The 23,912-nt window shown below is 72.4% G+C and carries 21 protein-coding genes; 10 read left to right on the top strand and 11 right to left on the bottom strand.

Going from position 1 to position 23,912, the window contains the following annotated elements:
• Nucleotides 1-27: 27 nt before the first annotated feature.
• Nucleotides 28-1,434: a diaminobutyrate--2-oxoglutarate transaminase family protein gene (locus ACJA3G_RS06690; RefSeq protein ID WP_406551935.1), complete on the bottom strand. Its 1,407-nt coding sequence runs from the start codon at nt 1,432-1,434 to the stop codon at nt 28-30.
• Nucleotides 1,435-1,829: 395 nt separating this feature from the next.
• Between ACJA3G_RS06690 and ACJA3G_RS06685 the strand changes: the two genes are divergently transcribed.
• Nucleotides 1,830-3,053 carry a trypsin-like serine peptidase gene (locus ACJA3G_RS06685; protein ID WP_406551934.1) on the top strand — a complete coding sequence of 408 codons (1,224 nt, stop codon included), beginning with the start codon at nt 1,830-1,832 and terminating at the stop codon, nt 3,051-3,053.
• A 210-nt stretch (nt 3,054-3,263) separates the two neighbouring features.
• Nucleotides 3,264-4,433 carry a trypsin-like serine peptidase gene (locus ACJA3G_RS06680; RefSeq protein ID WP_406551933.1) on the top strand — a complete coding sequence of 390 codons (1,170 nt, stop codon included), beginning with the start codon at nt 3,264-3,266 and terminating at the stop codon, nt 4,431-4,433.
• Between the two features lie 113 nt (nt 4,434-4,546).
• Here ACJA3G_RS06680 and hflX read toward each other — a convergent pair whose 3' ends face one another.
• The 6 genes from hflX to miaA all read right to left on the bottom strand — a co-directional run bounded on the left by hflX (nt 4,547) and on the right by miaA (nt 12,591).
• Nucleotides 4,547-6,052, bottom strand: coding sequence for a GTPase HflX (gene hflX / locus ACJA3G_RS06675; protein WP_406551932.1), 1,506 nt, complete (start codon nt 6,050-6,052; stop codon nt 4,547-4,549).
• 168 nt (nt 6,053-6,220) lie between these two features.
• Nucleotides 6,221-7,690: a M1 family metallopeptidase gene (locus ACJA3G_RS06670; protein WP_406551931.1), complete on the bottom strand. Its 1,470-nt coding sequence runs from the start codon at nt 7,688-7,690 to the stop codon at nt 6,221-6,223.
• An 80-nt stretch (nt 7,691-7,770) separates the two neighbouring features.
• On the bottom strand, nt 7,771-9,858 hold the full coding sequence (locus ACJA3G_RS06665; protein WP_406551930.1) for a RelA/SpoT family protein: 2,088 nt from the start codon (nt 9,856-9,858) through the stop codon (nt 7,771-7,773).
• Nucleotides 9,859-9,998: 140 nt separating this feature from the next.
• Nucleotides 9,999-10,883, bottom strand: coding sequence for a diaminopimelate epimerase (gene dapF / locus ACJA3G_RS06660; RefSeq protein ID WP_406551929.1), 885 nt, complete (start codon nt 10,881-10,883; stop codon nt 9,999-10,001).
• Between the two features lie 78 nt (nt 10,884-10,961).
• On the bottom strand, nt 10,962-11,546 hold the full coding sequence (locus ACJA3G_RS06655) for a hypothetical protein (RefSeq protein WP_406551937.1): 585 nt from the start codon (nt 11,544-11,546) through the stop codon (nt 10,962-10,964).
• A gap of 106 nt (nt 11,547-11,652) precedes the next feature.
• A complete protein-coding gene (gene miaA, locus ACJA3G_RS06650; RefSeq protein ID WP_406551928.1) occupies nt 11,653-12,591 on the bottom strand; it encodes a tRNA (adenosine(37)-N6)-dimethylallyltransferase MiaA in 939 nt (312 codons plus the stop codon).
• On the opposite strand from miaA, the gene ACJA3G_RS06645 reads away from it, so the two are divergent.
• Nucleotides 12,560-12,640, top strand: a complete 81-nt coding sequence (locus tag ACJA3G_RS06645; protein WP_406551936.1) for a hypothetical protein — start codon at nt 12,560-12,562, stop codon at nt 12,638-12,640. The two genes, miaA and ACJA3G_RS06645, sit on opposite strands and share 32 nt — an antisense overlap.
• 134 nt (nt 12,641-12,774) lie before the next feature.
• Nucleotides 12,775-13,038: a hypothetical protein gene (locus tag ACJA3G_RS06640; protein WP_406551927.1), complete on the top strand. Its 264-nt coding sequence runs from the start codon at nt 12,775-12,777 to the stop codon at nt 13,036-13,038.
• A gap of 145 nt (nt 13,039-13,183) precedes the next feature.
• On the opposite strand, the gene ACJA3G_RS06635 is transcribed toward ACJA3G_RS06640, so the two are convergent.
• Together ACJA3G_RS06635 and miaB are read right to left on the bottom strand one after the other, a co-directional pair.
• Nucleotides 13,184-13,903, bottom strand: coding sequence for a class III extradiol dioxygenase subunit B-like domain-containing protein (locus ACJA3G_RS06635; protein ID WP_406551926.1), 720 nt, complete (start codon nt 13,901-13,903; stop codon nt 13,184-13,186).
• Between the two features lie 154 nt (nt 13,904-14,057).
• Nucleotides 14,058-15,554, bottom strand: coding sequence for a tRNA (N6-isopentenyl adenosine(37)-C2)-methylthiotransferase MiaB (gene miaB, locus ACJA3G_RS06630; RefSeq protein WP_406551925.1), 1,497 nt, complete (start codon nt 15,552-15,554; stop codon nt 14,058-14,060).
• 97 nt (nt 15,555-15,651) lie between these two features.
• Here miaB and ACJA3G_RS06625 point away from each other — a divergent pair, with 97 nt between their 5' ends.
• The gene (locus ACJA3G_RS06625) at nt 15,652-16,647 is read left to right on the top strand and encodes a TAXI family TRAP transporter solute-binding subunit (protein WP_406551924.1); all 996 of its coding nucleotides are present in this window, start codon (nt 15,652-15,654) and stop codon (nt 16,645-16,647) included.
• 83 nt (nt 16,648-16,730) lie between these two features.
• Here ACJA3G_RS06625 and ACJA3G_RS06620 read toward each other — a convergent pair whose 3' ends face one another.
• Nucleotides 16,731-18,131: a sensor histidine kinase gene (locus ACJA3G_RS06620; protein WP_406551923.1), complete on the bottom strand. Its 1,401-nt coding sequence runs from the start codon at nt 18,129-18,131 to the stop codon at nt 16,731-16,733.
• A 15-nt stretch (nt 18,132-18,146) separates the two neighbouring features.
• Complete coding sequence (locus ACJA3G_RS06615) at nt 18,147-18,851, bottom strand: response regulator transcription factor (protein ID WP_406551922.1); 705 nt, start codon at nt 18,849-18,851, stop codon at nt 18,147-18,149.
• A 252-nt stretch (nt 18,852-19,103) separates the two neighbouring features.
• Between ACJA3G_RS06615 and ACJA3G_RS06610 the strand changes: the two genes are divergently transcribed.
• From ACJA3G_RS06610 to ACJA3G_RS06590, 5 genes are all read left to right on the top strand, one after another.
• Complete coding sequence (locus tag ACJA3G_RS06610; RefSeq protein ID WP_406551921.1) at nt 19,104-19,889, top strand: amino acid ABC transporter ATP-binding protein; 786 nt, start codon at nt 19,104-19,106, stop codon at nt 19,887-19,889.
• Between the two features lie 100 nt (nt 19,890-19,989).
• Complete coding sequence (locus tag ACJA3G_RS06605) at nt 19,990-20,910, top strand: glutamate ABC transporter substrate-binding protein (protein ID WP_406551920.1); 921 nt, start codon at nt 19,990-19,992, stop codon at nt 20,908-20,910.
• Nucleotides 20,911-21,052: 142 nt separating this feature from the next.
• Complete coding sequence (locus ACJA3G_RS06600) at nt 21,053-21,700, top strand: amino acid ABC transporter permease (RefSeq protein ID WP_406551919.1); 648 nt, start codon at nt 21,053-21,055, stop codon at nt 21,698-21,700.
• Complete coding sequence (locus ACJA3G_RS06595; RefSeq protein ID WP_406551918.1) at nt 21,697-22,611, top strand: amino acid ABC transporter permease; 915 nt, start codon at nt 21,697-21,699, stop codon at nt 22,609-22,611. Before ACJA3G_RS06600 ends, ACJA3G_RS06595 begins: the two co-directional genes overlap by 4 nt.
• Before the next feature lie 143 nt (nt 22,612-22,754).
• Nucleotides 22,755-23,912 (top strand): FAD-dependent oxidoreductase (locus ACJA3G_RS06590; protein ID WP_406551917.1); only part of this gene is annotated, 1,158 nt, incomplete at its 3' end.

Genomic DNA, 23,912 nt, shown 5'->3' with positions numbered 1-23,912 from the left:
GTGGGCTTCCTTGGGTGGGGGACCGGGTCAGCGGGACGGCCCGGTGTCGGTGCGGTGGCGGGCCGCGCGCTCCGCGGCGGCGAGGGCGTCGGCCAGCCGGTCCAGGACGGCGACCGCCTGTTCGTCGGTGAGGGTGAGCGGAGGCAGCAGGCGGACGACACTGGAGTGCCGGCCGCCGAGTTCGACGATGAGGCCGCGGCGCAGGCACTCCCGCCGGACGGCGGTGGCCAGCTCGGGCGCGGGGGCCGCGGTGCCGGTGCGGGGGTCCTCCTGCTCGGGGTCGACCAGCTCCACACCGATCATCAGGCCCCGGCCGCGGACGTCACCGATGCTGCGGTGGTCGGCGGCCAGCCCCTGGAGCCGGGCGAGCATCCGGGCGCCGAGCAGGGCCGCGCGTTCGGCGAGCCGGTTCTCCCGGACGTAGGCGAGGGTCGCGGTGCCCGCGGCCATGGCGAGCTGGTTGCCGCGGAAGGTGCCCGCGTGGGCGCCGGGCTCCCAGACGTCGAGGTCGTCGCGGTAGACGATCACGGCGAGCGGCAGGGAGCCGCCGATGGCCTTGGACAGGACCATCACATCGGGGACGATCCCGCTGTGCTCGACGGCCCAGAAGGCGCCGGTGCGCCCGACGCCGGTCTGCACCTCGTCGGCGATGAGCGGGATGGAGCGGGCGGCGGTGATCTCCCTCATCCGGCGCATCCAGGAGTCGGGCGCCGGGTTCACGCCGCCCTCCCCCTGCACCGGCTCGACGATCATCGCGGCCGGGGCGGGCACCCCGCCCTTGGGGTCGTCGAGCAGGCTCTCGGTCCAGCGGGCGGCGAGTTCGGCGCCGCGCTCGCCGCCCACGCCGTACGGACAGCGGTAGTCGAGCGGGTAGGGCAGCCGGGTGGCCCGGGCGGTGGAGGCGCCGCCCGAGGCGTCGAGGGCGCCGGCCGTCATGCCGTGGTACGCCCCGGTGAAGGCGAGCAGTCCGCCGCGGCCGGTCGCGGTGCGGACCAGCTTCAGCGCGGCCTCGACCGCGTCGGTGCCGGCCGGGCTGCAGAACTGGATCCGCGCGCGGTCGGCCAGCGCGCCCGGCAGGCTGGTGAACAGCTCGGTGGTGAAGGCGTCCTTGATGGGGGTGGCCAGGTCGAGCGCGTGCAGCGGGGCACCGGAGTCGAGGACCTTGCGGACGGCTTCGAGCACGACCGGGTGGTTGTGGCCGAGGGCCAGGGTGCCCGCGCCCGCGAGGCAGTCGAGGTAGCGCCGCCCGTCGGCCCCCTCGATGGTCAGCCCCCGGGCACGCACGGGCACGATCGGCAGCGAGCGGGCGTACGTCCGCGCGGCCGACTCCCGCAGGGACTGCCGCCGCAGGATCCCCTCGTGGGCGGGCGGGGTCCGCTGCGGTGTGGTCGGAAGCTCGGCCGGGGGTACCGGCGCGGATTCGGTCACGGCCACGAGTTCTGGTCCTCCCACGGTGGGCGCTGCGCTGTGCGTGCCAGCCGTGCCGGGAGCCTGTGACGGTTCCGTGGCACGTCCGTTGCCCGGTGCGAACGGCGGGGCTGAAGGCTGGCGCGGTGTCCCCCGTACGTACCAACGACGCCGGGGGCCGGGGATCACGGGCAACCGCGAAGATCCTTGCGAAACGGAACCGCGGCCCTGCCGCACGCCGTCCCCACCGGCACCGGCATAGTGGGGGCCGCGCTTCGGCCGGTGCTTTCCGGCCGGGGCGGGGTGGACCGAAGGCCTTCAGCGGGCCGGCGGTCCGCTCCCGTGGCAACAGGCGGTGGAGCGGAGGTCGCTGCACCGCGCATCAGCAGTCTCAGTACCGAAGTCCCAGGGGGATCAAGAACATGCGACCGACACGTCCGAATTCCGCGGCACGTGGTGGGAGGGGCGCACACCGCCGCACCTCCCCGGTGCTGGCCGCGCTCGGCCTCACGGCCGCTCTCGCCCTGACCGCCACCGCGTGCGGTCCGGGCGGCGACGACAAGGCCGACGGCAAGCCGACCGCTTCGGCGACGAGCGGCGACGACGGCCTCCAGATCCCGGACGACATCAAGGACCGGCTCAAGAAGCACGGCATCGACCCGGACAAGTGGAAGAACGGCGAGTGGAAGAACTGGGACAAGTCCAAGTGGCTCCGTGAGGCCAGGGACTTCGTCAACCCGATCATCCAGGACCTGTGGGACCCGGACCGGATGCGCAAGGCCGAGAAGCCCCCGCAGAAGCCCGTCCCCAACGACATCTCGGGCGACAAGGGCGTGACGGACCCGACCCCCAAGCCGGTCAGGGCGCGCGCCCAGCAGGCGCCGTACCACGAGAGCCTGCCGGAGCTCGGCAAGCTCTTCTTCGACGGTCCCGAGGGCTCGATGGTCTGCTCCGCGACCGTCGTGAAGGACCCGGCGCACCCCGGCAAGTCCAACATGGTCTGGACGGCGGGCCACTGCGTCCACGCGGGCGCCAAGGGCGGCTGGTACCGCAACATCGCGTTCGTCCCCTCGTACAACAACGCCGATATGCCGCTCGCGCAGTTGCGCAAGGCGACCCGGCAGCAGATAGCGCCGTACGGCGTGTTCTGGGCGGACTGGGCGCAGACCTCGCAGCAGTGGATCAAGGGCGGCGGCCCGACCGGCGGCCAGGGCGCGCCGTACGACTTCGCGGTGCTGCACGTCACCCCGGAGAAGGGCAAGGGCGGCAAGTCCCTGGAGGAGACCGTCGGCGCGGCCCTGCCGGTGGACTTCAACGCCCCGGCCGTGCCGAAGATCGCGAGCATGACGGCGAACGGCTACCCGGCCGCCCCGCCGTACGACGGCCAGAAGCTGTACCAGTGCAAGGACAGGCCGGGCCGGCTCTCGCTCGACGCCGGCTCCCCGACGATGTACCGCCTGGGCTGCACCATGACCGGCGGCTCCTCCGGCGGCGGCTGGATCGCGGCGGGCGCCGACGGCAAGCCCGCGCTGGTCTCCAACACCTCCATCGGCCCGGTGACGGCCGGCTGGCTGGCGGGTCCGCGGCTGGGCCCCGAGGCCAAGGGCGTGTACGACTCGGTCAGCACCAAGTACGCGGGCCGCTAGGCTCTCCGGGTCCGGGAGCTCTCCACGAGAGCTCCCGGACCTGTGTGCGAGTCCCCCACGTGCTACGGGCATAGTGGGGGGCTGCGGAACGGCGGTTCCGGAAGACCCCGTTCCTCCATATGACATGCCCATGGCGGCACGCTGATCCGGCGTGCCGCCGGGCGTGCGCGGCAGAACAACGTACGAGCAATCTCAGGGGGAATCGTTTCCATGCGATCGATACGTCCGCTGCTGGCCTCCACGGGCCTCGCGGCGGCACTCGCGCTGACGGCCACCGCGTGCGGCCCCGGCGACGACGGCGCGGACAGCAAGCCGTCCGCGTCGAGCACCGCCCCGGGCAAGGACGGCCAGGGCCTTCCCGACGATGTCGCGGGCGCCCTCAAGAAGCACGGCGTCGACCTCGACAAGTGGAAGAACGGCGAGTGGAAGAACTGGGACAAGTCCACGTGGCTCCGTGAGGCCAAGGACTTCGCCAACCCGGTCATCGCCGGACTGTGGAAGCCCGAGCGGATGAAGTCCGCCAAGGACCCGCAGAAGACCATGGCCGCCGGTGACGTCAACGGCGACCCCGGCATCAGCGACCCGGAGCCCCGGCCGGTCAAGGCCAAGGCCGAGAGCCTGCCGTACCACAACTACGCCGCCCCGGTCGGCAAGGTCTTCTTCGACTCCCCCAAGGGCTCCATGGTGTGCTCGGGCACCGTCGTGAAGGACCCCGCCCACCCCGGCAGGTCCAACCTCGTCTGGACCGCCGGCCACTGCGTCCACTCGGGCGCCCAGGGCGGCTGGTACCGCAACATCGCCTTCGTCCCGGCCTACAACGACCAGGGCAAGTCGGCCGCGCAGCTGCGCACCGCCGAGTCGCGGGAGATCGCCCCCTACGGCGCCTACTGGGCCGACTGGGCCTCCACCTCCGGCGAGTGGATCAACGGCGGCGGTCCCACCGGCGGCACCGGCGCCCCGTACGACTACGCCGTGCTGCATGTGAAGCCGGAGCGCGGCACCAAGTCGCTGGAGGAGACCGTCGGCAACGCGCTGACCGTCAACTTCTCGACGCCCGCCGCGCACTCCGTCTCCGCGATGGGCGCCTGGGGCTACCCGGCGGCGCCGCCGTACGACGGCCTGCAGATGTTCAAGTGCGTCGACCGCCCCGGCCGGCTCTCGATCGCCCCCGGTACGCCCGCGATGTACCGCATCGGCTGCACCATGACCGGCGGCTCCTCGGGCGGCGGCTGGTTCATCACCGGCAGCAGCGGCAAGGCGGAGCTGGTCTCCAACACCTCGATCGGCCCGGTCACCTCGGGCTGGCTGGCCGGACCGCAGCTGGGCCCCGGCGCCCAGCAGATCTTCACGCAGATGAGCCAGAAGTACGGCGGCCGGTAGGACCGACCGCTGACGCCTGACAGCTGAAGACACCAAGGCCCGCCCCCTCGTACGGAGGGGGCGGGCCTTGGTTCGTCCGTGCGCGCCGGTCGGTGCCCGGCCCGCGCGCGCGGTCAGTGCTTGGCCGGGACGTACGGAGCGAGCTCCGCCGCCAGCACCTCGTGCACCCGCGCCTTGAGCAGCGTGCCCTCCGGGGTGTGCTCCTCGGAGATCACCTCGCCCTCGGCGTGCGCCCGTGAGATCAGCTGTCCCTGCGTGTACGGCACGAGGGCCTCGATCTCGACCTCGGGGCGCGGCAGTTCGGCGTCGATGATGCCGAGCAACTGCTCGATGCCCATGCCCGTACGCGCGGAGACCGCGATGGAGTGCTTCTCGATCCGCAGCAGGCGCTGGAGGACCAGCGGGTCGGCCGCGTCCGCCTTGTTGATCACCACGATCTCGGGCACGTCGAGCGCGCCCACGTCGCGGATGACCTCGCGCACGGCGGCCAGCTGCTCCTCCGGAGCCGGATGCGAGCCGTCCACCACGTGCAGGATCAGGTCGGAGTCGCCGACCTCCTCCATGGTGGAGCGGAACGCCTCGACCAGGTGGTGCGGCAGGTGCCGGACGAACCCGACGGTGTCGGCCAGGGTGTAGAGCCGGCCGCTGGGCGTCTCGGCCCGGCGCACGGTCGGGTCGAGGGTGGCGAACAGCGAGTTCTCCACCAGCACGCCCGCGCCCGTGAGGCGGTTGAGCAGCGAGGACTTGCCGGCGTTGGTGTATCCCGCGATCGCGACCGAGGGGACCTTGTTGCGACGGCGCTCCTGGCGCTTGAGCTCGCGGCCGGTCTTCATTTCCGCGATCTCCCGGCGCATCTTCGCCATCTTCTCGCGAATGCGGCGCCGGTCCGTCTCGATCTTGGTCTCACCGGGACCACGGGTGGCCATGCCGCCGCCGGACGAACCGGAGCCGCCACCACCCATCTGACGGGACAGCGACTGGCCCCAGCCGCGCAGCCTGGGCAGCATGTACTGCATCTGGGCCAGCGAGACCTGCGCCTTGCCCTCACGGGACTTGGCGTGCTGGGCGAAGATGTCGAGGATCAGGGCGGTCCGGTCGACCACCTTCACCTTGACGACGTCTTCCAGATGGATCAGCTGGCCGGGGCTGAGCTCACCGTCGCAGACCACGGTGTCGGCGCCGGACTCCAGGACGATGTCCCGCAGCTCCTGTGCCTTGCCGGAGCCGATGTAGGTGGCCGGGTCGGGCTTGTCACGACGCTGGTAGACGCCGTCGAGCACCATGGCGCCCGCCGTCTCGGCGAGGGCCGCGAGCTCCGCCAGCGAGTTCTCCGCGTCCTTGAGCGTCCCCGTGGTCCAGACGCCGACCAGCACGACGCGCTCCAGGCGCAGCTGGCGGTACTCGACCTCGGTGACGTCTTCCAGCTCGGTGGAGAGGCCCGCCACGCGCCGCAGGGCGGCGCGCTCGGAGCGGTCGAGCTGCTCGCCGTCCCGCTCGCCGTCGATCTCGTGGCTCCAGGCGACGTCCTCTTCCATCAGGGCATCGGCCCGAAGGCTCTCGGTGCGGTTCTTCTCCGCGAAGCTCTGCTCGTCCTGGGAAGGGGATGAAGAGGAGGTCATTGGATCCTTACGTCGTTGGAGTTGCGCTTATGCCGGTCACAACGCGTAGCGGACCCGAAAGATTCCCGAACGGAATCCGGCCCCGGCAGCGATACCGACCCGCCGATGGTCCCACGGGGCCACCTGGGCCGTCACGCGGGTTTTCCGGGGCCGGCGGGGGGTCTCGCCCTAGGGCCGGGGTACGGGCACGCGTCCCGCGGCCGGTGCGGCGGCCTGCCAGTCCGGGTGGCCGGGCATGGGCGGCGTCTTCGCCCCGTACAGCCAGTCCCGGAGGAACGGCGCGAGATCGCGGCCGGCGACCTGGGACGCGAGGTCGACGAAGTCGGCGGTGCCGGCCGTGCCGTCCCGGTGCTCGCTCACCCAGCGTCGCTCCAGCTCGCCGAAGCTCGCCACCCCGATCTCCTGCCGCAGCGCGTACAGCACCAGCGCGCTCCCGTCGTAGACCACCGGCCGGAAGAGGCTGATCTTCTGCCCCGGGGCCGGCGGCTTGGGGGCGGCGGGCGGTCCGCCCGCGGCGCGCCAGCTGTCGGACCGGCGGTAGGCCTCGCGCATCCGCGTCTCCATGGACCGCTTGCCGTACTCCTCGGCGTACCGCGCCTCGTACCAGGTGGCGTGCCCCTCGTTGAGCCAGACGTCGGACCACGCGCGCGGGGAGACGCTGTCGCCGAACCAGTGGTGCGCCAGCTCGTGGACCATCACCGAGTCCACGTACCACTCCGGGAACCCGGGGCGTACGAACAGCGAGCGCTCGAAGAGCGACAGGGTCTGGGTCTCCAGCTCGAACCCGGTGTCGGCGCCGGCGATGAGGACGCCGTACGTCTCGAAGGGGTACGGCCCGACCTGCTTCTCCATCCAGGTGATCTCGGCGGGGGTCTTCCTCAGCCAGCGCGCCAGCCGCTGCCGGTCGGCGGCCGGGACGACATCGCGCAGGGGCAGCCCGTGCGGCCCCTCCTGGCGCACCACCGCCGAGCGCCCGATGGACACCTGGGCGAGCTCGGTCGCCATCGGGTGTTCGGTGCGGTACGTGGAGACGGTCCGGGCCCCCGCCCGCGTCCGGCCGGTCTCCAGCCCGTTGGCGACGACCGTGTACTCCGCGGGGGCGTCCACCCGGAAGGTGAACATCGCCTTGTCGGAGGGGTGGTCGTTGCACGGGAAGACACGGTGGGCGGCGTCGGCCTGGTTGGCCATGACGAGGCCGTCGGTGGTGCGCACCCAGCCGCCGTCCTGGCCCGCGCCCGGGTCGCTGGTGTGCCGGACGGTGATCCGCAGCTCCTCTCCCGGGTACACCGGGCGGGGCGGGGTGATCACCAGGTCCTCGTCGGCGCTCGCGAACCCGGCCTCCTGGCCGTTGACCTCGACGCCGTGGACGGTGCCGCGCGCGAAGTCGAGGTTGATGTGCTCCAGCCACCCCGTGACGCGCGCGTCGATGGTGGTCACGGCCTCCAGGGGCTTGCTGTTGTCGCCCTGATAGGTGAATCCGATGTCGTACGCGAGGACGTCGTACCCCGGGTTGCCCAGGCCCGGGAAGAGCGGGTCGCCGATTCCGGCCGGGGCGGGCGGCGGCGGGGCGGCGGCCAGGACACAGGCGGCTGCGGTGGCCAGCAGAGCGGCACGCACACGGCGTGAGGAGAGCAGCATGCCCTACCGCTACCAGTCCGCCGCGCGAGGGCGGGGCCGACGCGCACCACCTCCACCCGAACGAGCGTCGGCCCGTCGCTTCAGCCCGCCGCGGCCGGGTGCTGCGCGCGGCTCACGTCGTACACCCCGGGCACATCGCGCAKCACGCGCATGAGACCGGGCAGTTCGGCGGCGTCGGACAACTGGAGGGTGTAGGTGTGCCGCACCCGCTGCTCGCTGGGGGGTTCGACGGTGGCGGAGACGATCGCGACGCCCGCGGTGGCGATGGCCTCGGTGAGGTCGGCGAGCAGCCGGGGCCGGCCGAAGGCCTCGGCGACCAGCGTGACCCGGCAGGCGGCGCTGTCGCCCCAGCGCACCCCGACCCTGGCCCGCCCCAGCGCCGTCATCCGGGCAACCGCCGGGCACTCCTCGCGGTGCACGGTCACGGCGCCCCCGCGCACCGCGAAGCCGGTGACCGCGTCCGGCGGCACCGGCGTACAGCACCCCGCGAGCCGTACCGTCGCGCCCGGCAGATCGGTGACGGCGTTGGCGGCGCTGCGCCGGTCGGTGGTGACGGAGACCTGCGGGCGGGGCGCCGCGGCCGGGACCTTGACCCCTTCGGGATGGGCGGCGAGCCAGCCCGTGATGGCGATCCGCGCCGCCGGGGTCCTGGCGTGGTCGAGCCAGTCCGGAGAGGGCCCGGAGGCGGCGTCCTGGGCGAGCAGCAGCTGCACGGTGTCGCCGTCGCTCAGGACGGTACTGAGCGTCGCCAGACGGCCGTTGACGCGCGCGCCGATGCAGCCGTGGGCGTCCTCGCCGTACTGGGCGTAGGCGGCGTCCACACAGCTCGCCCCGGCCGGCAGGGGGAGGGTGCGGCCGTCGGCGCCGAAGACGGTGATCTCGCGGTCCTGTGCGAGCTCCTCGCGCAGGGAGGACCAGAAGGTGTCGGGGTCCGGCGCGTTCTGCTGCCAGTCCAGGAGGCGGGAGAGCCAGCCGGGGCGGGTGGGGTCCTCGCGTTCGTCGGCCGCCGGGTCGGCGCCGTCACCGGGCCCGCCCCCGGCGTACGGGTTGCCCAGCGCGACGACGCCGGCCTCGGCCACCTTGTGCATCTGGTGGGTGCGGATGAGGACCTCGGCGACCGCGCCGTCGGTGCTCGCCACCGCCGTGTGCAGCGACTGGTACAGGTTGAACTTGGGGGCGGCGATGAAGTCCTTGAACTCGGAGATCACCGGTGTGAAGCAGGTGTGCAGCTCGCCGAGGACCGCGTAGCAGTCGGCGTCCTCGGAGACCAGGACGAGCAGCCGGCCGAGGTCGGTGCCGCGCAGCTCCCCGCGTTTGAGGTGGACACGGTGGACGGAGACGAAGTGCCGTGGCCTGATCATGACTTCGGCGCTGATGCCCGCCTCGCGCAGGACGGCCCGCACCCCGTCCGCAATGGTGGTCAGCGGGTCCTCGGTGCCCGAGTGGGCCGCGATCAGCGCCCGGGTGTGCTCGTACTCCTCGGGGTGGAGGATGGCGAAGACCAGGTCCTCCAGTTCGGTCTTGAGGGCCTGTACGCCCAGCCGTTCGGCCAGCGGGATCAGCACGTCACGGGTGACTTTCGCGATCCTGGCCTGCTTCTCCGGGCGCATCACGCCCAGGGTGCGCATGTTGTGCAGCCGGTCCGCGAGTTTGATCGACATGACGCGTACGTCGTTGCCGGTGGCGACGAGCATCTTGCGGAACGTCTCGGGTTCGGCCGCCGCCCCGTAGTCGACCTTCTCCAGTTTGGTGACGCCGTCGACCAGATAGCTGACCTCCTCGCCGAACTCCGCCCGCACCTGATCGAGCGTCACCTCGGTGTCCTCGACGGTGTCGTGGAGCAGCGAGGCGGTCAACGTGGTGGTCTCGGCGCCGAGTTCGGCGAGGATCAGGGTGACGGCCAGCGGATGCGTGATGTAGGGCTCGCCGCTCTTGCGGAACTGGCCGCGATGGGACGTTTCCGCCAGCACGTACGCGCGCCGGAGCACCGCCAGGTCGGCGTCGGGGTGGTGGGCCCGGTGCGCCTCGGCGACGTGCCCGATGGCGTCGGGCAGCCGGTCGCGGGATGTGGGGCCCAGCACGGCGGCCCGGCCCAGCCTGCGGAGGTCGATCCTGGGGAGGCCGCGTCGGCGGCTCTGCGCGTCAGGATTCGTGGCCTCTGCACTCATGGGGGCACCTCCGGCGGCATCGACCGGCGGTGGAAAGGCAGGCGTGCCCTCCGGGCCGGTGCTTGATGCTACCGACCCCACCACGTGGCGCAGTCCGGCTCTCGCCCAGCGTGAACCGGATCACCCATTCGAGCGAAGGTTCAGGCCACGGCCGTTTCAACCGCCGTGAGGAGCGCCGGGTCGATCACGCCCTCGGCGACGATGACGGCGGGGCCGGTCATCTCGATCCCGCCGTCGGGGAACTCCGTGATGACCAGGGTCCCGCCCGGGAGGTCCACCCGGTACGTCACGGGGGCGCCGGTGACGGCCGGGTCGACACCGTCCCTGCGCGCCGCCGCCACGGCCACGGCGCACGCGCCCGTGCCGCACGAGCGGGTCTCGCCGGAGCCGCGCTCGTACACCCGCATCGCCACATGGCCCGGGCCCCGGTCGACGACGAACTCGATGTTCACACCCTCCGGGTAGACGGCCTCCGGGCTGTACGGCGGAACCGAGCGCAGCTCGCCCGCGTGGGCCAGGTCCTCGACGAAGGCGACCGCGTGCGGGTTGCCCATGTTGACGTTGCGGGCGGGCCAGCTGCGGCCGTCGACCGCCACGGTGACGCTCTCCTGCGGCAGCCGTGCGCGGCCCATGGAGACCGTGATGTCGCCGCCCTTGGCGATGCGGGCCTTCTTGACCCCGCCCCGGGTGGCGATGGCCAGGTCGCCCTCCTCGACGAGCCCGGCACGCCGGAGGTACCCGGCGAAGACCCGCACGCCGTTGCCGCACATCTCGGCGATCGAGCCGTCCGCGTTGCGGTAGTCCATGAACCACTCGGCCTCGCCGGCCATGGCCTTCGCCTCGGGGTGGGCGGCGCTGCGCACGACGTGGAGCAGCCCGTCGCCGCCGATGCCGGCCCGGCGGTCGCACAGGCGCGCGACGGTGACGGCGGGCAGGTCGACTGCGTTGTCCGGGTCCGGAAGGATCACGAAGTCGTTCTCGGTCCCGTGGCCCTTGAGGAAGGTGAGCGGCGAGGTGGTGTTCACGCGGTCAATCGTACGGGTGCCCACGGACAGCGGTCCGGGGCGCCGGGGCGAGAAGGCCGGGAGCGGGGACGCCGGCGCTCAGCGCAGCCGGGCGACGCGCCCGACGGCCAGCGCCACCACCACGGCCAGACCCGCCACGTACAGCCCGATGACGCGCCAGTCGGGGCGCTCGCCGGAGCCGCGCGCGGGCAGCCCCGGCCAGGTGTAGCCGACCCGGCGGGCGGCCATCATGCCCCAGCCGGCGGCGCAGCAGCTGATGAGGAGTCCGAGCATCGCCACGACCGGGCCGCCGTCGCCGAACTCGAAGGCGAGCGGGAAGGCGAACATCAGCGAGCCGACGGCCGCGAGCATCACGATCGGTGCGAGCTGCCAGATCCGCAGCCTGCGCTGCGGGCGGATCTCGACCTCGACCTCGCCGCCCTCGGCGAGCATGCCGTCGTCCTGCGGTCCGTCGGGGGTGAGCCCGACGGCTCCGGGGACGGTCGGGCCCAGGGCGCCGACGCTCAGCTCCGCGGGGCTCGGCTCCGGGGCGTCGCCGAGGGCGGGCTCCCGTCCGGCGTCGCTCACGTCCGGCCCTTCCGACACTGCCGTCACTTCCGAAGGACCCGGTCGCGCGGGCTCGTCCCGCGTTCCGTGCTCTCTGTCGCGAGGGCCGGCCTCCATCGCCACGCGCCCTCCCAACTCGGACTCCACTGGTCGATCGAGGTCGATGATGGCACGCGCGCGGGTGCCTCAATGACCGGCGGTGCGTCCCGATGCCATCACGTGATCAGGCTGTGACCGCTCGTTCGACCAACGCCAGCGCCTGCCCCGGGAGTTCCCCGCGGTGCTCGGCGGCGCCGCTGAGCCAGTGCACGCGCGGGTCACGGCGGAACCAGGAGTCCTGCCGGCGCGCGAAGCGCTTGGTGGCGCGGACCGTCTCGGCGCGCGCCTCCTCTTCACCGCACTCCCCCGCGAGCGCCGTGAGCACCTGCTGGTAGCCCAGCGCGCGCGAGGCGGTGCGCCCCTCCCGCAGCCCCTGGGCCTCCAGTGCGCGCACCTCGTCCACCAGGCCCGCCTCCCACATACGGTCGACCCGGACGGTGATCCGCTCGTCGAGTTCGGGGCGGCCGACGTCGACGCCGATCTGCACGGTGTCGTACACGGAGTCGTGGCCCGGCAGGTTGGCCGTGAACGGCTTGCCGGTGATCTCGATGACCTCCAGGGCCCGCACGATCCTGCGGCCGTTGCTGGGCAGGATCGCGCGCGCCGCCTCGGGGTCGGCCGCGGCCAGACGCCGGTGCAGCGCGCCCGGCCCGTCCTGCTCCAGCTCGCCCTCGAGACGCGCGCGTACCTCGGGGTCCGTGCCGGGGAAGTCGAGCACGTCGATCGCGCCGCGCACATAGAGGCCGGACCCGCCGACGAGGACGGGGGTGCGGCCCTCGGCGAGCAGCCGGTCGATCTCGGCGCGGGCGAGCTTCTGGTACTCGGCGACGCTGGCGGGCTCGGTCACGTCCCAGATGTCCAGCAGGTGGTGGGGGACGCCGCCGCGCTCCTGGGGCGTCAGCTTGGCGGTGCCGATGTCCATCCCCCGGTAGAGCTGCATCGAGTCGGCGTTGACGACCTCGCCGCCGAGCTGCTGGGCCAGGAAGACACCCAGATCGGACTTTCCGGCCGCTGTCGGACCGACGACGGCGATGACCCGCGGTGCGGGAGCTGCAGTTCTCACGGTCCCAGTCTCGCAAACCTCGGCAGTCGTCCCCGAACGAGCTACGTGACGGAGCGCATCCGGGTTCGTTGCCTGTTGCGAGGTTCCGACCGCCGGTTTGCCGAACCGGTGCCCCCGGCCGCCGCAATGAGGCGCTCCGGATGGGGTGGGATTTCGCCCACACACGTACGCTATGGAGTTGATATGGGCGTTTTTTCGAGGTTTCGCCGTAAGGCGGTAGAGGCGTCGACCGAGGAGGCCGCGTCCGCCACCCCGACGGCCGCCGCCGAGGAGGCCGTCGAGGCCGGGCCGCAGGCCACCGCTTCCGCGGAGGAGCCCGAGGCCGCCGCGGAGGCCGAGGCCGCGGAGCCCGCCGAACCGGCCGCCGCCGAGGGCATGGAGATCCCCAAGCAGCAGTCGGCGGAGGAGGCGGCGGACAACGAGGCGGGCGAGAGCGCCCGGAAATAACCTGGCGCGCCGGGCCGACGGCGGCGTCCCGCCACCGCCGGCCTGATCATCTCGGGGACGGCCGCGGAGCACTTGGGCTCCGCGGCCGTCCCCGTGTGCGCCCCATGGGTGCGCGCGCCCTCCCGCGGGCGTCCGCGCCGTGCTCTCAGGACCAGACGGCCACGAAGTACCCCACCCCGTACGGGGCGTCCTCGTACAGCAGCCGGCCCTCCAGGCCCGCACCCTCGGCCGCGCCCGCCAGCACCTGCCAGGGCGCCCGGCCCGCCGCCTTCAGCTCGTACGCGAGTTCCGCGTCCAGCTCCAGCAACGCGCGCGTGTCGGCGGTGCCCAGCGCGCTCGCCACCCCCTCGTCGAAGGCGGCGGCGCGCTCGTCGAGGTAGCCGGGGGCCTTGAGGGTGCGGCAGGCGCTGCCGTCGCCCATCACCAGGAGGGCGACCCGGTCGGCGCGGGCGGGCAGGCCCCGGCCCACATCGGCGCAGCGCGCGGCCTCCAGCGGCTCCCCGACCCCGAGGCCCTCCACAGGGGCGTCGGACCAGCCGGAGCGTTCCAGCAGCCACGCTCCGACGGCGAGCGAGGGCGGCAGTTCGCGCGCGTTGCCGTCCGGCTCGGCGGGCGCCGGGCCGAGCGTCACACGAAGGTCCACGCCGAAGGGCGCGAAGGAGCCGGGCGCGCCCTGGGGGTGCGGGCCGCGGGCCGCCTGCTCGGCGGGGCCGACCACGACGAGCAGGTCGGGCCGGGAGGCGGCCAGCAGGCCCACGGCGTCGGCGCAGGCGTCCCGCGCGGCGTCGAGTTCCGGCGCGGCACCGGAGGCGACCGCGGGCACCAGCAGCGGCGGACAGGGGCAGACGGCGGCGGCTACGAGCATGATCCGCAGCGTAGTGGGTGCGCCCGGCCACGGCGCCGCACGGGCGCCGCGAACCGGCCACGCGCGGGTGGCGGGCGGGGCCGGGGACGACGGCGCCCCTACGCGCGCGTGGACACCGGAGACGACGGCGCCCCCACGCGCGCGTGGACGCGCGTCAGACGGCGCCGCATCCGCCCGTCGCGGCCGGCAGCGGCTCGGGAACGCCGATCTTCGGCAGCCCGAGCATCACCCCGGCGGGCTGGGCCGGAGCCGCGGTGCGCCTCTCCCAGGCGTCACCGGCCCGGGTGCGGCGCACGGCCGTGGTGGGGCCTTCCGCCAGCAGGTGGTGCGGGGCCGCGTAGGTGATCCCGACAGTCACCACGTCACCGGGGCGGACGTCCTGCTCCGGCTTGGTGAAGTGCACCAGTCGGTTGTCGGGGGCGCGGCCGGAGAGGCGGTGGGTGCTGCCGTCCTTGCGGCCCTCGCCCTCGGCGACCATGACCTCAAGGGTGCGGCCGACCTGCTTCTTGTTCTCCTCCCAGGAGATCTCCTCCTGGAGGGCCACCAGACGCTCGTAGCGCGCCTGGACGACCTCCTTGGGGATCTGCCCCTCCATGGTCGCCGCGGGGGTGCCGGGGCGCTTGGAGTACTGGAAGGTGAAGGCGTTCGCGAAGCGGGCCTCGCGGACCGCGTGCATGGTCTGCTCGAAGTCCTCCTCGGTCTCGCCGGGGAAGCCCACGATGATGTCGGTGGAGATGGCCGCGTGCGGGATCGCGGCGCGGACCTTCTCGATGATCCCGAGGAAGCGCTCCTGGCGGTACGAGCGGCGCATCGCCTTCAGGACGGTGTCCGAGCCGGACTGGAGCGGCATGTGCAGCTGCGGCATCACGTTCGGCGTCTCGGCCATGGCGGCGATCACGTCGTCCGTGAAGTCGCGCGGGTGCGGCGAGGTGAAGCGGACCCGCTCCAGGCCCTCGATCTTCCCGCAGGCGCGCAGCAGCTTGGAGAAGGCCTCGCGGTCGCCGATGTCCGAGCCGTACGCGTTGACGTTCTGGCCGAGCAGGGTGATCTCGGATACGCCCTCGGCGACCAGCGCCTCGACCTCGGCAAGGATGTCGCCGGGACGGCGGTCCTTTTCCTTGCCGCGCAGCGCGGGGACGATGCAGAAGGTGCAGGTGTTGTTGCAGCCCACGGAGATGGAGACCCAGGCGGCGTAGGCGGACTCGCGCCGGGTGGGCAGCGTCGAGGGGAACGCCTCCAGCGACTCGGCGATCTCGACCTGCGCCTCTTCCTGGACGCGGGCGCGCTCGAGGAGGACCGGCAGCTTGCCGATGTTGTGCGTGCCGAACACGACGTCCACCCAGGGCGCCCGCTCGACGATGGTGTCGCGGTCCTTCTGGGCCAGACAGCCGCCGACGGCGATCTGCATCCCGGGCCGCTTCGTCTTCATCGGGGCGAGCCGGCCGAGATTGCCGTACAGCTTGTTGTCGGCGTTCTCGCGCACCGCGCAGGTGTTGAAGACGACGACGTCCGCGTCACCGTCGCTGCCCTGGGGCGCGCGTACGTACCCCGCGCCCTCCAGGAGGCCGGACAGCCGCTCGGAGTCGTGCACGTTCATCTGGCACCCGTAGGTGCGCACCTCGTAGGTTTTCAAACCCTCTACCTCGCTCATCTCGTACACCAGGGTACGAGGTCGCACCGACAGGCCGGTCCGCCTTCCCCGACCCCGGGCCTGGCCATCACGGGGAGTGAGCTGGCAGGATCGCGCCATGCTCCAGGCCCTTCCCCGCGTCAGCCGCCGCCGTGCCCTCCAGGGGGCGGTCGCGGCCCTGGTCGCGTTCGGGCTGCTGCTGTGGTGGCTGCTGTCGCTGGGGGCCTCGCGGCCCTCGGGGACGATCACGTTCAGTACCGGTGTACGGACCGGGGTGTACCAGCGGTACGGCGAACTGCTGGAGCGGGCGCTCGCCGACGACCTGCCCGAGGTGGACGTCCGGCTCCAGACCAGCGAGGGCTCGCAGCAGAACCTCAGGCGGGTGGCCACCGGCGAGGCGGACTTCACCATCGCCACCGCCGACGCGGTGGCCAAGTACCTCCGCGACGGCTCCACCGGGGCCGACCGGCTGCGCGGCTGCGCCCGTCTCTACGACGACTACGTCCAGCTCGTGGTGCCCCGCGACTCCCCGGTGCGCAGCACGGCCGACCTGCGCTCCAAGCGCGTCGGCATAGGACAGCCGGGGTCGGGCGTGCGGCTGCTCGCGGAGCGGCTCATGACCGCCGCCAAGCTGGATCCGGCGCATGACATCACCCCGGTTTCGGCGGGCATCGACACCATGCCGGAGCTGCTGCGGACGGGGAAGATCGACGCGTTCTTCTGGTCGGGCGGCCTGCCCACCACCGCGGTGCTGCGGCTGTCCGAGCAGGACCAGATCCGCCTGGTACCGCTGGGCGACCTGGTCACCGCGCTGCACGCGGCGGACGGTCTGACCGGCTTCTACCGGGCGGCGACCATGCCGGCCGACGCGTATCCGCAGGCGCAGCGAGGTGTCGCAGTACCGACCATCGCGGTGGCGAACCTGCTGGTCACCACGGACCGCACGGACCGGGGCCTGACCGAGGAGTTCACCCATACGGTGATCCGCAGCCGGGACGCCATCGGGCGCGAGGTGCACGCGGCGCAGCTGGTGGACCTGCGCACCGCGATCTACACGGAGCCGCTGCCGCTGCACGACGGCGCCCGGCGCTACTACCTGTCGACCAAGCCCTGAACGGGGCCGGGCCCGGACGGACGGAGTCCAGGCCCGGACGGGGGCCGAGCCCGGACGGAACCGGGCGCCGGGGCCGCGCTTCCTCAGCCCGTCGGTGAGGTGCGCGGCACCCTGAGTGTCACCCGCAGGCCGTGGGGGGCGTGGTGCGCGTAGGTGATGGTGCCGCCGCCCGCCGCCAGCAGGGTCCGCGAGATGGACAGGCCGAGGCCCGATCCCCTGACGTTCTGGTGCCGGCCCGAGCGCCAGAAGCGGTCCCCGATCCGGCTCAGCTCGTCGTCGGTCAGGCCGGGGCCGCGGTCGGTCACCGTGATCTTCGATTGGTCGCCGTCGGCGGCGACGGCGACCGTGACCTCCTCACCCTCAGGGGTGAACTTCAACGCGTTGTCGATGACGGCGTCCAGGGCGCTGGAGAGCGCCACCGGGTCCGCCCAGGCGGTGACGGCGGCCCGCCGCTCGGTGAGCCGCACGCCCTTGTCCTCGGCGAGCGGACGCCAGGCCTCCACCCGCTCGCCCGCCAGGGCGCCGATGTCGGTGAGCCGCAGGTCCGCCTCGGCGTGCTCGGCCAGCGCCAGGCCCAGCAGGTCGTCGAGCACCTGGGCCAGGCGCTTGCCCTCGGCGCGCACCGAGGCGATCTCCTCGTTCCCCTCGGGCAGTTCGAGGGCGAGGAGCTCGATGCGCAGCAGCAGGGCGGAGAGCGGGTTGCGCAACTGGTGGGAGGCGTCGGCGACGAAGGCGCGCTGCTGCTCCAGCACGTCCTCAACGTTGTCCGCCATCTCGTTGAACGACCGGGCCAGCCTTCTGAGTTCCGGGGGGCCGCCGGCGACCGCGACGCGTGACTTCATACGCCCGGTCGCGATGTCGTGGGTGGCCGCGTCCAGAACGCGTACGGGCCGCAGCACCCAGCCGGTGAGCCGGAAGGCCGCGCCGACCGCGAGCAGCATCGCGGCCACCTCCCCGGCCGCGATCAGCAGCCAGCCGCGCAGCACCGCCGAGCGCATGTGCCCGGTGGGCGAGTCGGTGACCACCACGGCGATCACATCGCCCTCGCGCACCACCGGGGAGGCCACCACGAGCCGTCCGCGCTGCCAGGGCCAGACCTGGGGCGGATCGTGGCTGCGGCGGCCCGCCAGCGCCTCCTGGAAGGCGTCGCCGCCCTTGCTGTCGTCCGGCACGCCCCAGCCCCGGGGGGCGCTGGCCATGGCGCTGCCGTTGCGGAAGAAGACGCCCGCGCGGATCCCGTACAGCTCGTGGTAGCGGTCGAGTTCCTCCTCCAGGGTGGCCAGGCGCTCCTTGCTGCTGGTGTCCTTGTCGTCGGCGACGGTGACGAACTGGGCGAGCGCGGCGAAGCGCGCGGTGTCGTCGATCCGGTCGACGACGACCTTCTGCTGCTGGGCGGAGGCCACGCTCATCGCGAGCGGGAAGCCCAGCGCCATCAGGACGAGGGCGAGCAGGGAGATCAGCAGGGGCAGGAGTCGCGTACGCACCTGGGGTGTCGGGCCTTATGCCGCGGCCGGGGCGACGAGCCGGTACCCGACGCCGCGCACGGTCTCGATCAGGGCCGGCATCCGCAGCTTGGAGCGCAGCGAGGCGACGTGCACTTCGAGGGTGCGCCCCGTGCCCTCCCAACTGGTGCGCCACACCTCGCTGATGATCTGCTCGCGCCGGAAGACGACTCCGGGCCGCTGGGCGAGGAGCGCGAGGAGGTCGAACTCCTTGCGGGTGAGCTGGACGCTCTCGCCGTCGACGCTGACGCGCCGGGTGGGCAGTTCGATCTCCACGGGGCCGAGCCGCAGGGCGACCGCGGGGATCGCACCGCTGTCCTCGCCGGCGGTGGTGCGGCGGCTGACGGCGTGGATGCGCGCCAGCAGCTCGCCGGTGTCGTAGGGCTTGACCACGTAGTCGTCCGCGCCGAGGTTGAGGCCGTGGATGCGCGAGCGTACGTCCGCGCGCGCGGTGACCATGATCACCGGCGTGGCGGTGCGCTTGCGGATCTTGCCGCAGACCTCGTAGCCGTCCTGGTCGGGCAGACCGAGGTCGAGCAGGACGACGGCGAAGGGCTCCTTGGGGGCGCGGTCGTCGGGCAGCAGCGCCCGCAGCGCCTCCTCGCCGTTGCGCGCGTGCACGACGGCGAAGCCGTGCCTGGCGAGCACGGCGGACAGGGCCGCGGCCACATGGTCGTCGTCCTCGACGAGCAGCAGTCTCATCGTCCCCCCTCCGTAGTCGTCGCCAGGCATGTACTCCCGCATCCACGCCCATGCCACGGGGGTGCGTCAAGGGGACACCCACCGGAGCGCGGCATCCGTTACGGAGCCGGTATTGCGCCGTGCGCCCCCTTCACGGAGAGTGCCACCCCGCTACCGGATCGTGATGCTCAATTCTCGCTCAGATGTAATGACGCTGGTCGCAACGGCGCACTACGTTCCTCCCCAACCGAGGAAGAGCGGAGCTGGAAGCCGATGAGCGGAGTATCAGTGGCCAAGGACGCCGAGGACGCGGCACCCGCGTCGGGCGACCTGGTCGTGCTGAGCGGCGTCAACAAGCACTTCGGCGCGCTGCACGTGCTCCAGGACATCGACCTGACGATCGCGCGCGGCGAGGTCGTGGTCGTGATCGGACCGTCGGGGTCCGGCAAGTCCACGCTGTGCCGCACCATCAACCGCCTGGAGACCATCGACTCCGGAGCGATCACGATCGACGGGAAGCCGCTGCCGCAGGAGGGCCGCGAACTGGCCCGGCTCCGCGCCGACGTCGGCATGGTCTTCCAGTCGTTCAACCTCTTCGCGCACAAGACCGTGCTGGAGAACGTCATGCTGGGCCAGACCAAGGTCCGCGGGACGGAGAAGAAGCAGGCCGAGGAGAAGGGCCGCGCCCTGCTCGACCGGGTCGGCGTGGGCACCCAGGCCGACAAGTACCCGGCGCAGCTGTCCGGCGGACAGCAGCAGCGTGTGGCCATCGCGCGCGCGCTGGCGATGGACCCGAAGGTCATGCTCTTCGACGAGCCCACCTCCGCGCTAGACCCCGAGATGATCAACGAGGTCCTGGAGGTCATGCAGCAGCTGGCGCGCGACGGCATGACGATGGTCGTCGTCACCCACGAGATGGGCTTCGCCCGCTCCGCGGCCAACCGCGTCGTCTTCATGGCCGACGGCAGGATCGTCGAAGAGGCCACGCCCGACCAGTTCTTCAGCAACCCGCGCAGCGACCGGGCCAAGGACTTCCTGTCCAAGATCCTTCACCACTGAGGCCGCCGAGGACCCGGAGCGCCCGCCACGGCGCCGCTCTCCCCCGACGGGCCGACGGCCCCCACATCTGAGTGATTCAAGCGATACGAGGGATGTTCACATGAAGCTCCGCCAGTCCGCCGCCCTCGCGGCGATCGCTGTACTCGCGCTGACCGCGACCGCCTGCGGCGGCAAGTCGGGTTCCGCGGGCGACAAGCAGGCCGCCAAGCCCGGCCAGTCCGGCGCCCCGCAGCTGCCCACGTACACCGTCGCCAAGGACGTCGCCCTCGACTCCCCGACGTTCAAGGCCGCCAAGGCGCGCGGCAAGCTGATCATCGGTGCCAAGGCCGACCAGCCGTACCTGGGCTTCCAGGACCAGTCGACCAACGAGCGCTCCGGCTTCGACATCGAGCTCGCCCGGATGATCGCCGCCGACCTGGGCTTCGGCAAGGACCAGATCGAGTGGAAGACGGTCGACTCCGGCGTCCGGGAGACCGCGATCTCCAAGGGCCAGGTCGACTACTACGTGGGCACCTACACGATCAACGACAAGCGCAAGAAGCTGGTCGGCTTCGCGGGCCCGTACTACAAGGCCGGCGCCGACCTCCTGGTCCGCAAGGACGAGACGGCCATCACCGACAAGACCACGGTCAAGGGCAAGAAGGTCTGCTCGATCGTCGGCTCCACCCCGCTCCAGGAGATCAAGAAGCCGGAGTACGGCGCGAAGGTCGTCGAGCTCGCCAAGTACTCGGACTGCGTCCAGCAGCTGCTGACCAAGCAGGTCGACGCGGTCACCACCGACGACTCGATCCTCAAGGGCTACGCCGCCGCCAACTCCGGCAAGCTCAAGGTGACCGGCCACCCCTTCACCCAGGAGCCGTACGGCGTCGGCATGAACAAGGACGACAAGGCGCTGCGCGACTTCGTCAACGACGCGATCGAGAAGCACGTCAAGGACGGCACCTACAAGAAGATCTACGCGGCGACGCTCGGCCTGTCCGGCGCCGGCTACGTCGACCCGCCGGCCGTCCAGCGCTACTGATCCGGTGCCACCCGTCCGGGTGGCACCGAGTCGGCGCGGTTGACCGCGCCGCCGCCGACCCGGCCGGCAGAGCCGCCCTCCACGCACGCGTGGAGGGCGCTCCCGGCCCTGCCCGCCAGCCGCCCGCCGACGCGGAGACCTCATGAACGTACTGCTCGACAACTTCTCGGAATTCCGTGACGGCTTCATAGGAACCGTGGAGATCACCGCCGTCAGTTCGGTCATCGCCCTGGTCCTCGGGCTGCTGCTGGCCGGATTCCGGGTCTCGCCGGTGCCGCCGCTGCGCTTCTTCGGCACCGCCTGGGTGACGCTGCTGCGCAACACCCCGCTGACCCTGCTGTTCCTCGTCTTCTTCTTCGTCGTCCCGGAGATCTTCTTCCCGGGGATGAGCCCCTTCCTGCTGGGCTCGCTCGCCCTGGGTTTCTACACCGCCTCCTTCGTCTGCGAGACGATCAGGTCCGGCATCAACACCGTCCCGCTGGGCCAGGCCGAGGCCGCCCGCTCGATCGGGATGTCCTTCACGCAGACCCTCCGCCTGATCGTGCTGCCGCAGGCCACCCGGACCGTCATCCCGCCGCTGAGCTCGATCTTCATCGCGCTCACCAAGAACTCGGCGATCGCCGGCGCCTTCAGCGTCACGGAGCTCTTCGGCTGGCAGAAGCTGATGAGCGACCAGGGCTACGACATCGTCCCCGTCTTCGTCTGGGTCGCCCTGGGCTACCTGGTCGTCACCTTCTTCATCAGCGGTGTCTTCCGCCTGCTGGAGAGCCGTATGGAGGTCGCCCGATGAGCGCCAGCGTTCTCTACGACGCCCCGGGCCCCAAGGCCGTCGTACGCAACCGGATCTACGCCGTCCTCGGCTCCCTCGCCATCCTCGCGCTGCTCGCCCTGAGCATCGTGCGGCTGTCGGACAAGGGCCATCTCGCCCCCGAGATGTGGGACATCTTCAACTACTCGGGCATCCGGCAGAACATCGCCGACGGCGTCGTCGCCACCTTGAAGGCCTTCGGCCTCGCGGCGGTCGGCTCGCTGGTCCTCGGCGTCCTCCTGGCGGTCGCCCGCCTCTCCGACCACAAGCCGGTCCGCTGGGCCGCGACCGGCTTCGTCGAGCTGTTCCGGTCCATCCCGCTGCTGATCACCATCTACGCCGTCTGGGTCGGATTCCTCACCGACTACTCGATGTGGGCGCTGGCGCTCGGCCTGTCGATCTACAACGGCTGCGTCCAGGCCGAGGTGCTGCGCGCGGGCGTCAACTCCGTGCCCAGGGGCCAGCGCGAGGCGGCGTACGCCCTCGGCATGAGCAAGACCCAGGTCATGACCAGCGTGCTCATGCCGCAGGCGGTCCGGGCGATGCTGCCGACGATCATCAGCCAGCTGGTGGTGACCCTGAAGGACACCTCGCTCGGCTTCATCATCCTCTACCCCGAACTGCTCCAGACGGCCCGTCTGATCGCGAGCAACACGCAGGTCAACGGCCAGTACCCGTACGTGTCGACGATCGTCGTCATCGGCGCCATCTACGTGGCGATGTGTCTGGCGCTCTCGGGGCTCGCCACCTGGATCGAGCGGCGCGGCCGGCGCGCGAAGACCGGCATCACCGTCGCCGGGGCAGCCGCCCCGCTGGCCGCCGCCGATCCGGTCGGCGCGGTCGTGGGAACCGGCGGCAAGGCGACCGACCGGCGTGACGATACGAAGAACTGACGGCGCGTGAGGCAGTGGCGCTCCCGCCACTGCCTCCGTCACTTGACGCAAGCACCCGCAGTGGGTTGCATACGTTCTGTGATCGTGCACCGGGTCCTCAGCGCCACCTGCCAGCCGTCCCGCCGGGCCCAGGGAGCCACGCCGTGGACCCGGTGATCGTCGTCGGCGCCGGGCCGGTCGGACTCGCGCTCGCCCTCTCCCTCGCCGCCCAGCAGGTTCCCTCCGTCGTCCTGGACGAGCAGACGGGCGGCGAGGAGCCCCGACCGGTCCGTACGGCCGTCCTGCGGCCCGACACGGCCGCCTTCGTGGAACGGCTGGGCTGCGCCGCGGTACGCGACGAGGGGGCCCGCTGGACGGGCTGGCGGGGCATGCGGCGCGCCACCCTGCAACGCCAGGTCTCCTTCGGCGACGACCTCGACGGCGGCCCCTCGCCGGTCCATCTGCCCCAGCACGTCCTCACCCGCGCCCTGCGGGACGCGGCGGCCGTCTCCCGGCTCGTCCGGCTGGCGCCCGGAGGCCGTCTGGACGCCCTGGAGCAGGACGACGAGGGCGTCGCCGCCCACACCACCGGCCCGGACGCCACCTGGTTGCGCGGCAGCTATCTGGTGGGCTGCGACGGCGCGCGCTCCACCGTGCGCAAACTCCTCGACGTCCGTTTCGCCGGGCGTACGGCGGTGGAGCGCCAGGCCGTGGTGGCCCTGCGCACCGAACTCCCCTGGCCCGGCGAGGCCTTGCTGCACCGGATGCCGCCGTGGCGCTCGGCCGGCGAGGAGGTGACGGCCCGTCCGCTGCCCGAGGGGGCGTGGCGCATCGACTGGCTGCTGCCCGACCGCGCCGAACTCGTCACCCCGGACGCACTGACGGGCCGGCTGCGCGACACGCTGGCCGGGTGGTGCGGCACGACTCCCCCGTACGAGCTCCTGGACACCGGCGTGTACACGCTGCACCACCGCCTCGCCCGGCGCTGGCGGGTGCGCCGCGCCTTCCTCGCCGGGGACGCCGCCCATCTGCTGGGCGCCGTGGGCATCCAGGGCCTGGACGAGGGGCTGCGGGACGTCTCCAACCTGGCCTGGAAGCTGGCGCAGGCCTGGCACCACGGCGCCTCCGAAGTACTGCTCGACAGCTACCAGACGGAGCGCCGCGCCAGTGTCGCCGCCCGGCTGCGCGCCGCCGACCAGGCGATGCAGGTGCTGCGCGGCGGCGGAGGGCTGCGCTCGTACCTTCCGGGCGCCGCGCGCGGCCACGACGCCCTGCTCGCCGACGGCCATCTGGGGCGCGGCCCGCTCGGCGCGCCCCCCTCC

The sequence above is a fragment of the Streptomyces sp. YS-3 genome, assembly GCF_045257485.1.
In the GTDB taxonomy this organism is placed as follows: Bacteria; Actinomycetota; Actinomycetes; order Streptomycetales; family Streptomycetaceae; genus Streptomyces.
This window is presented reverse-complemented; position numbering and strand designations above follow the sequence as displayed.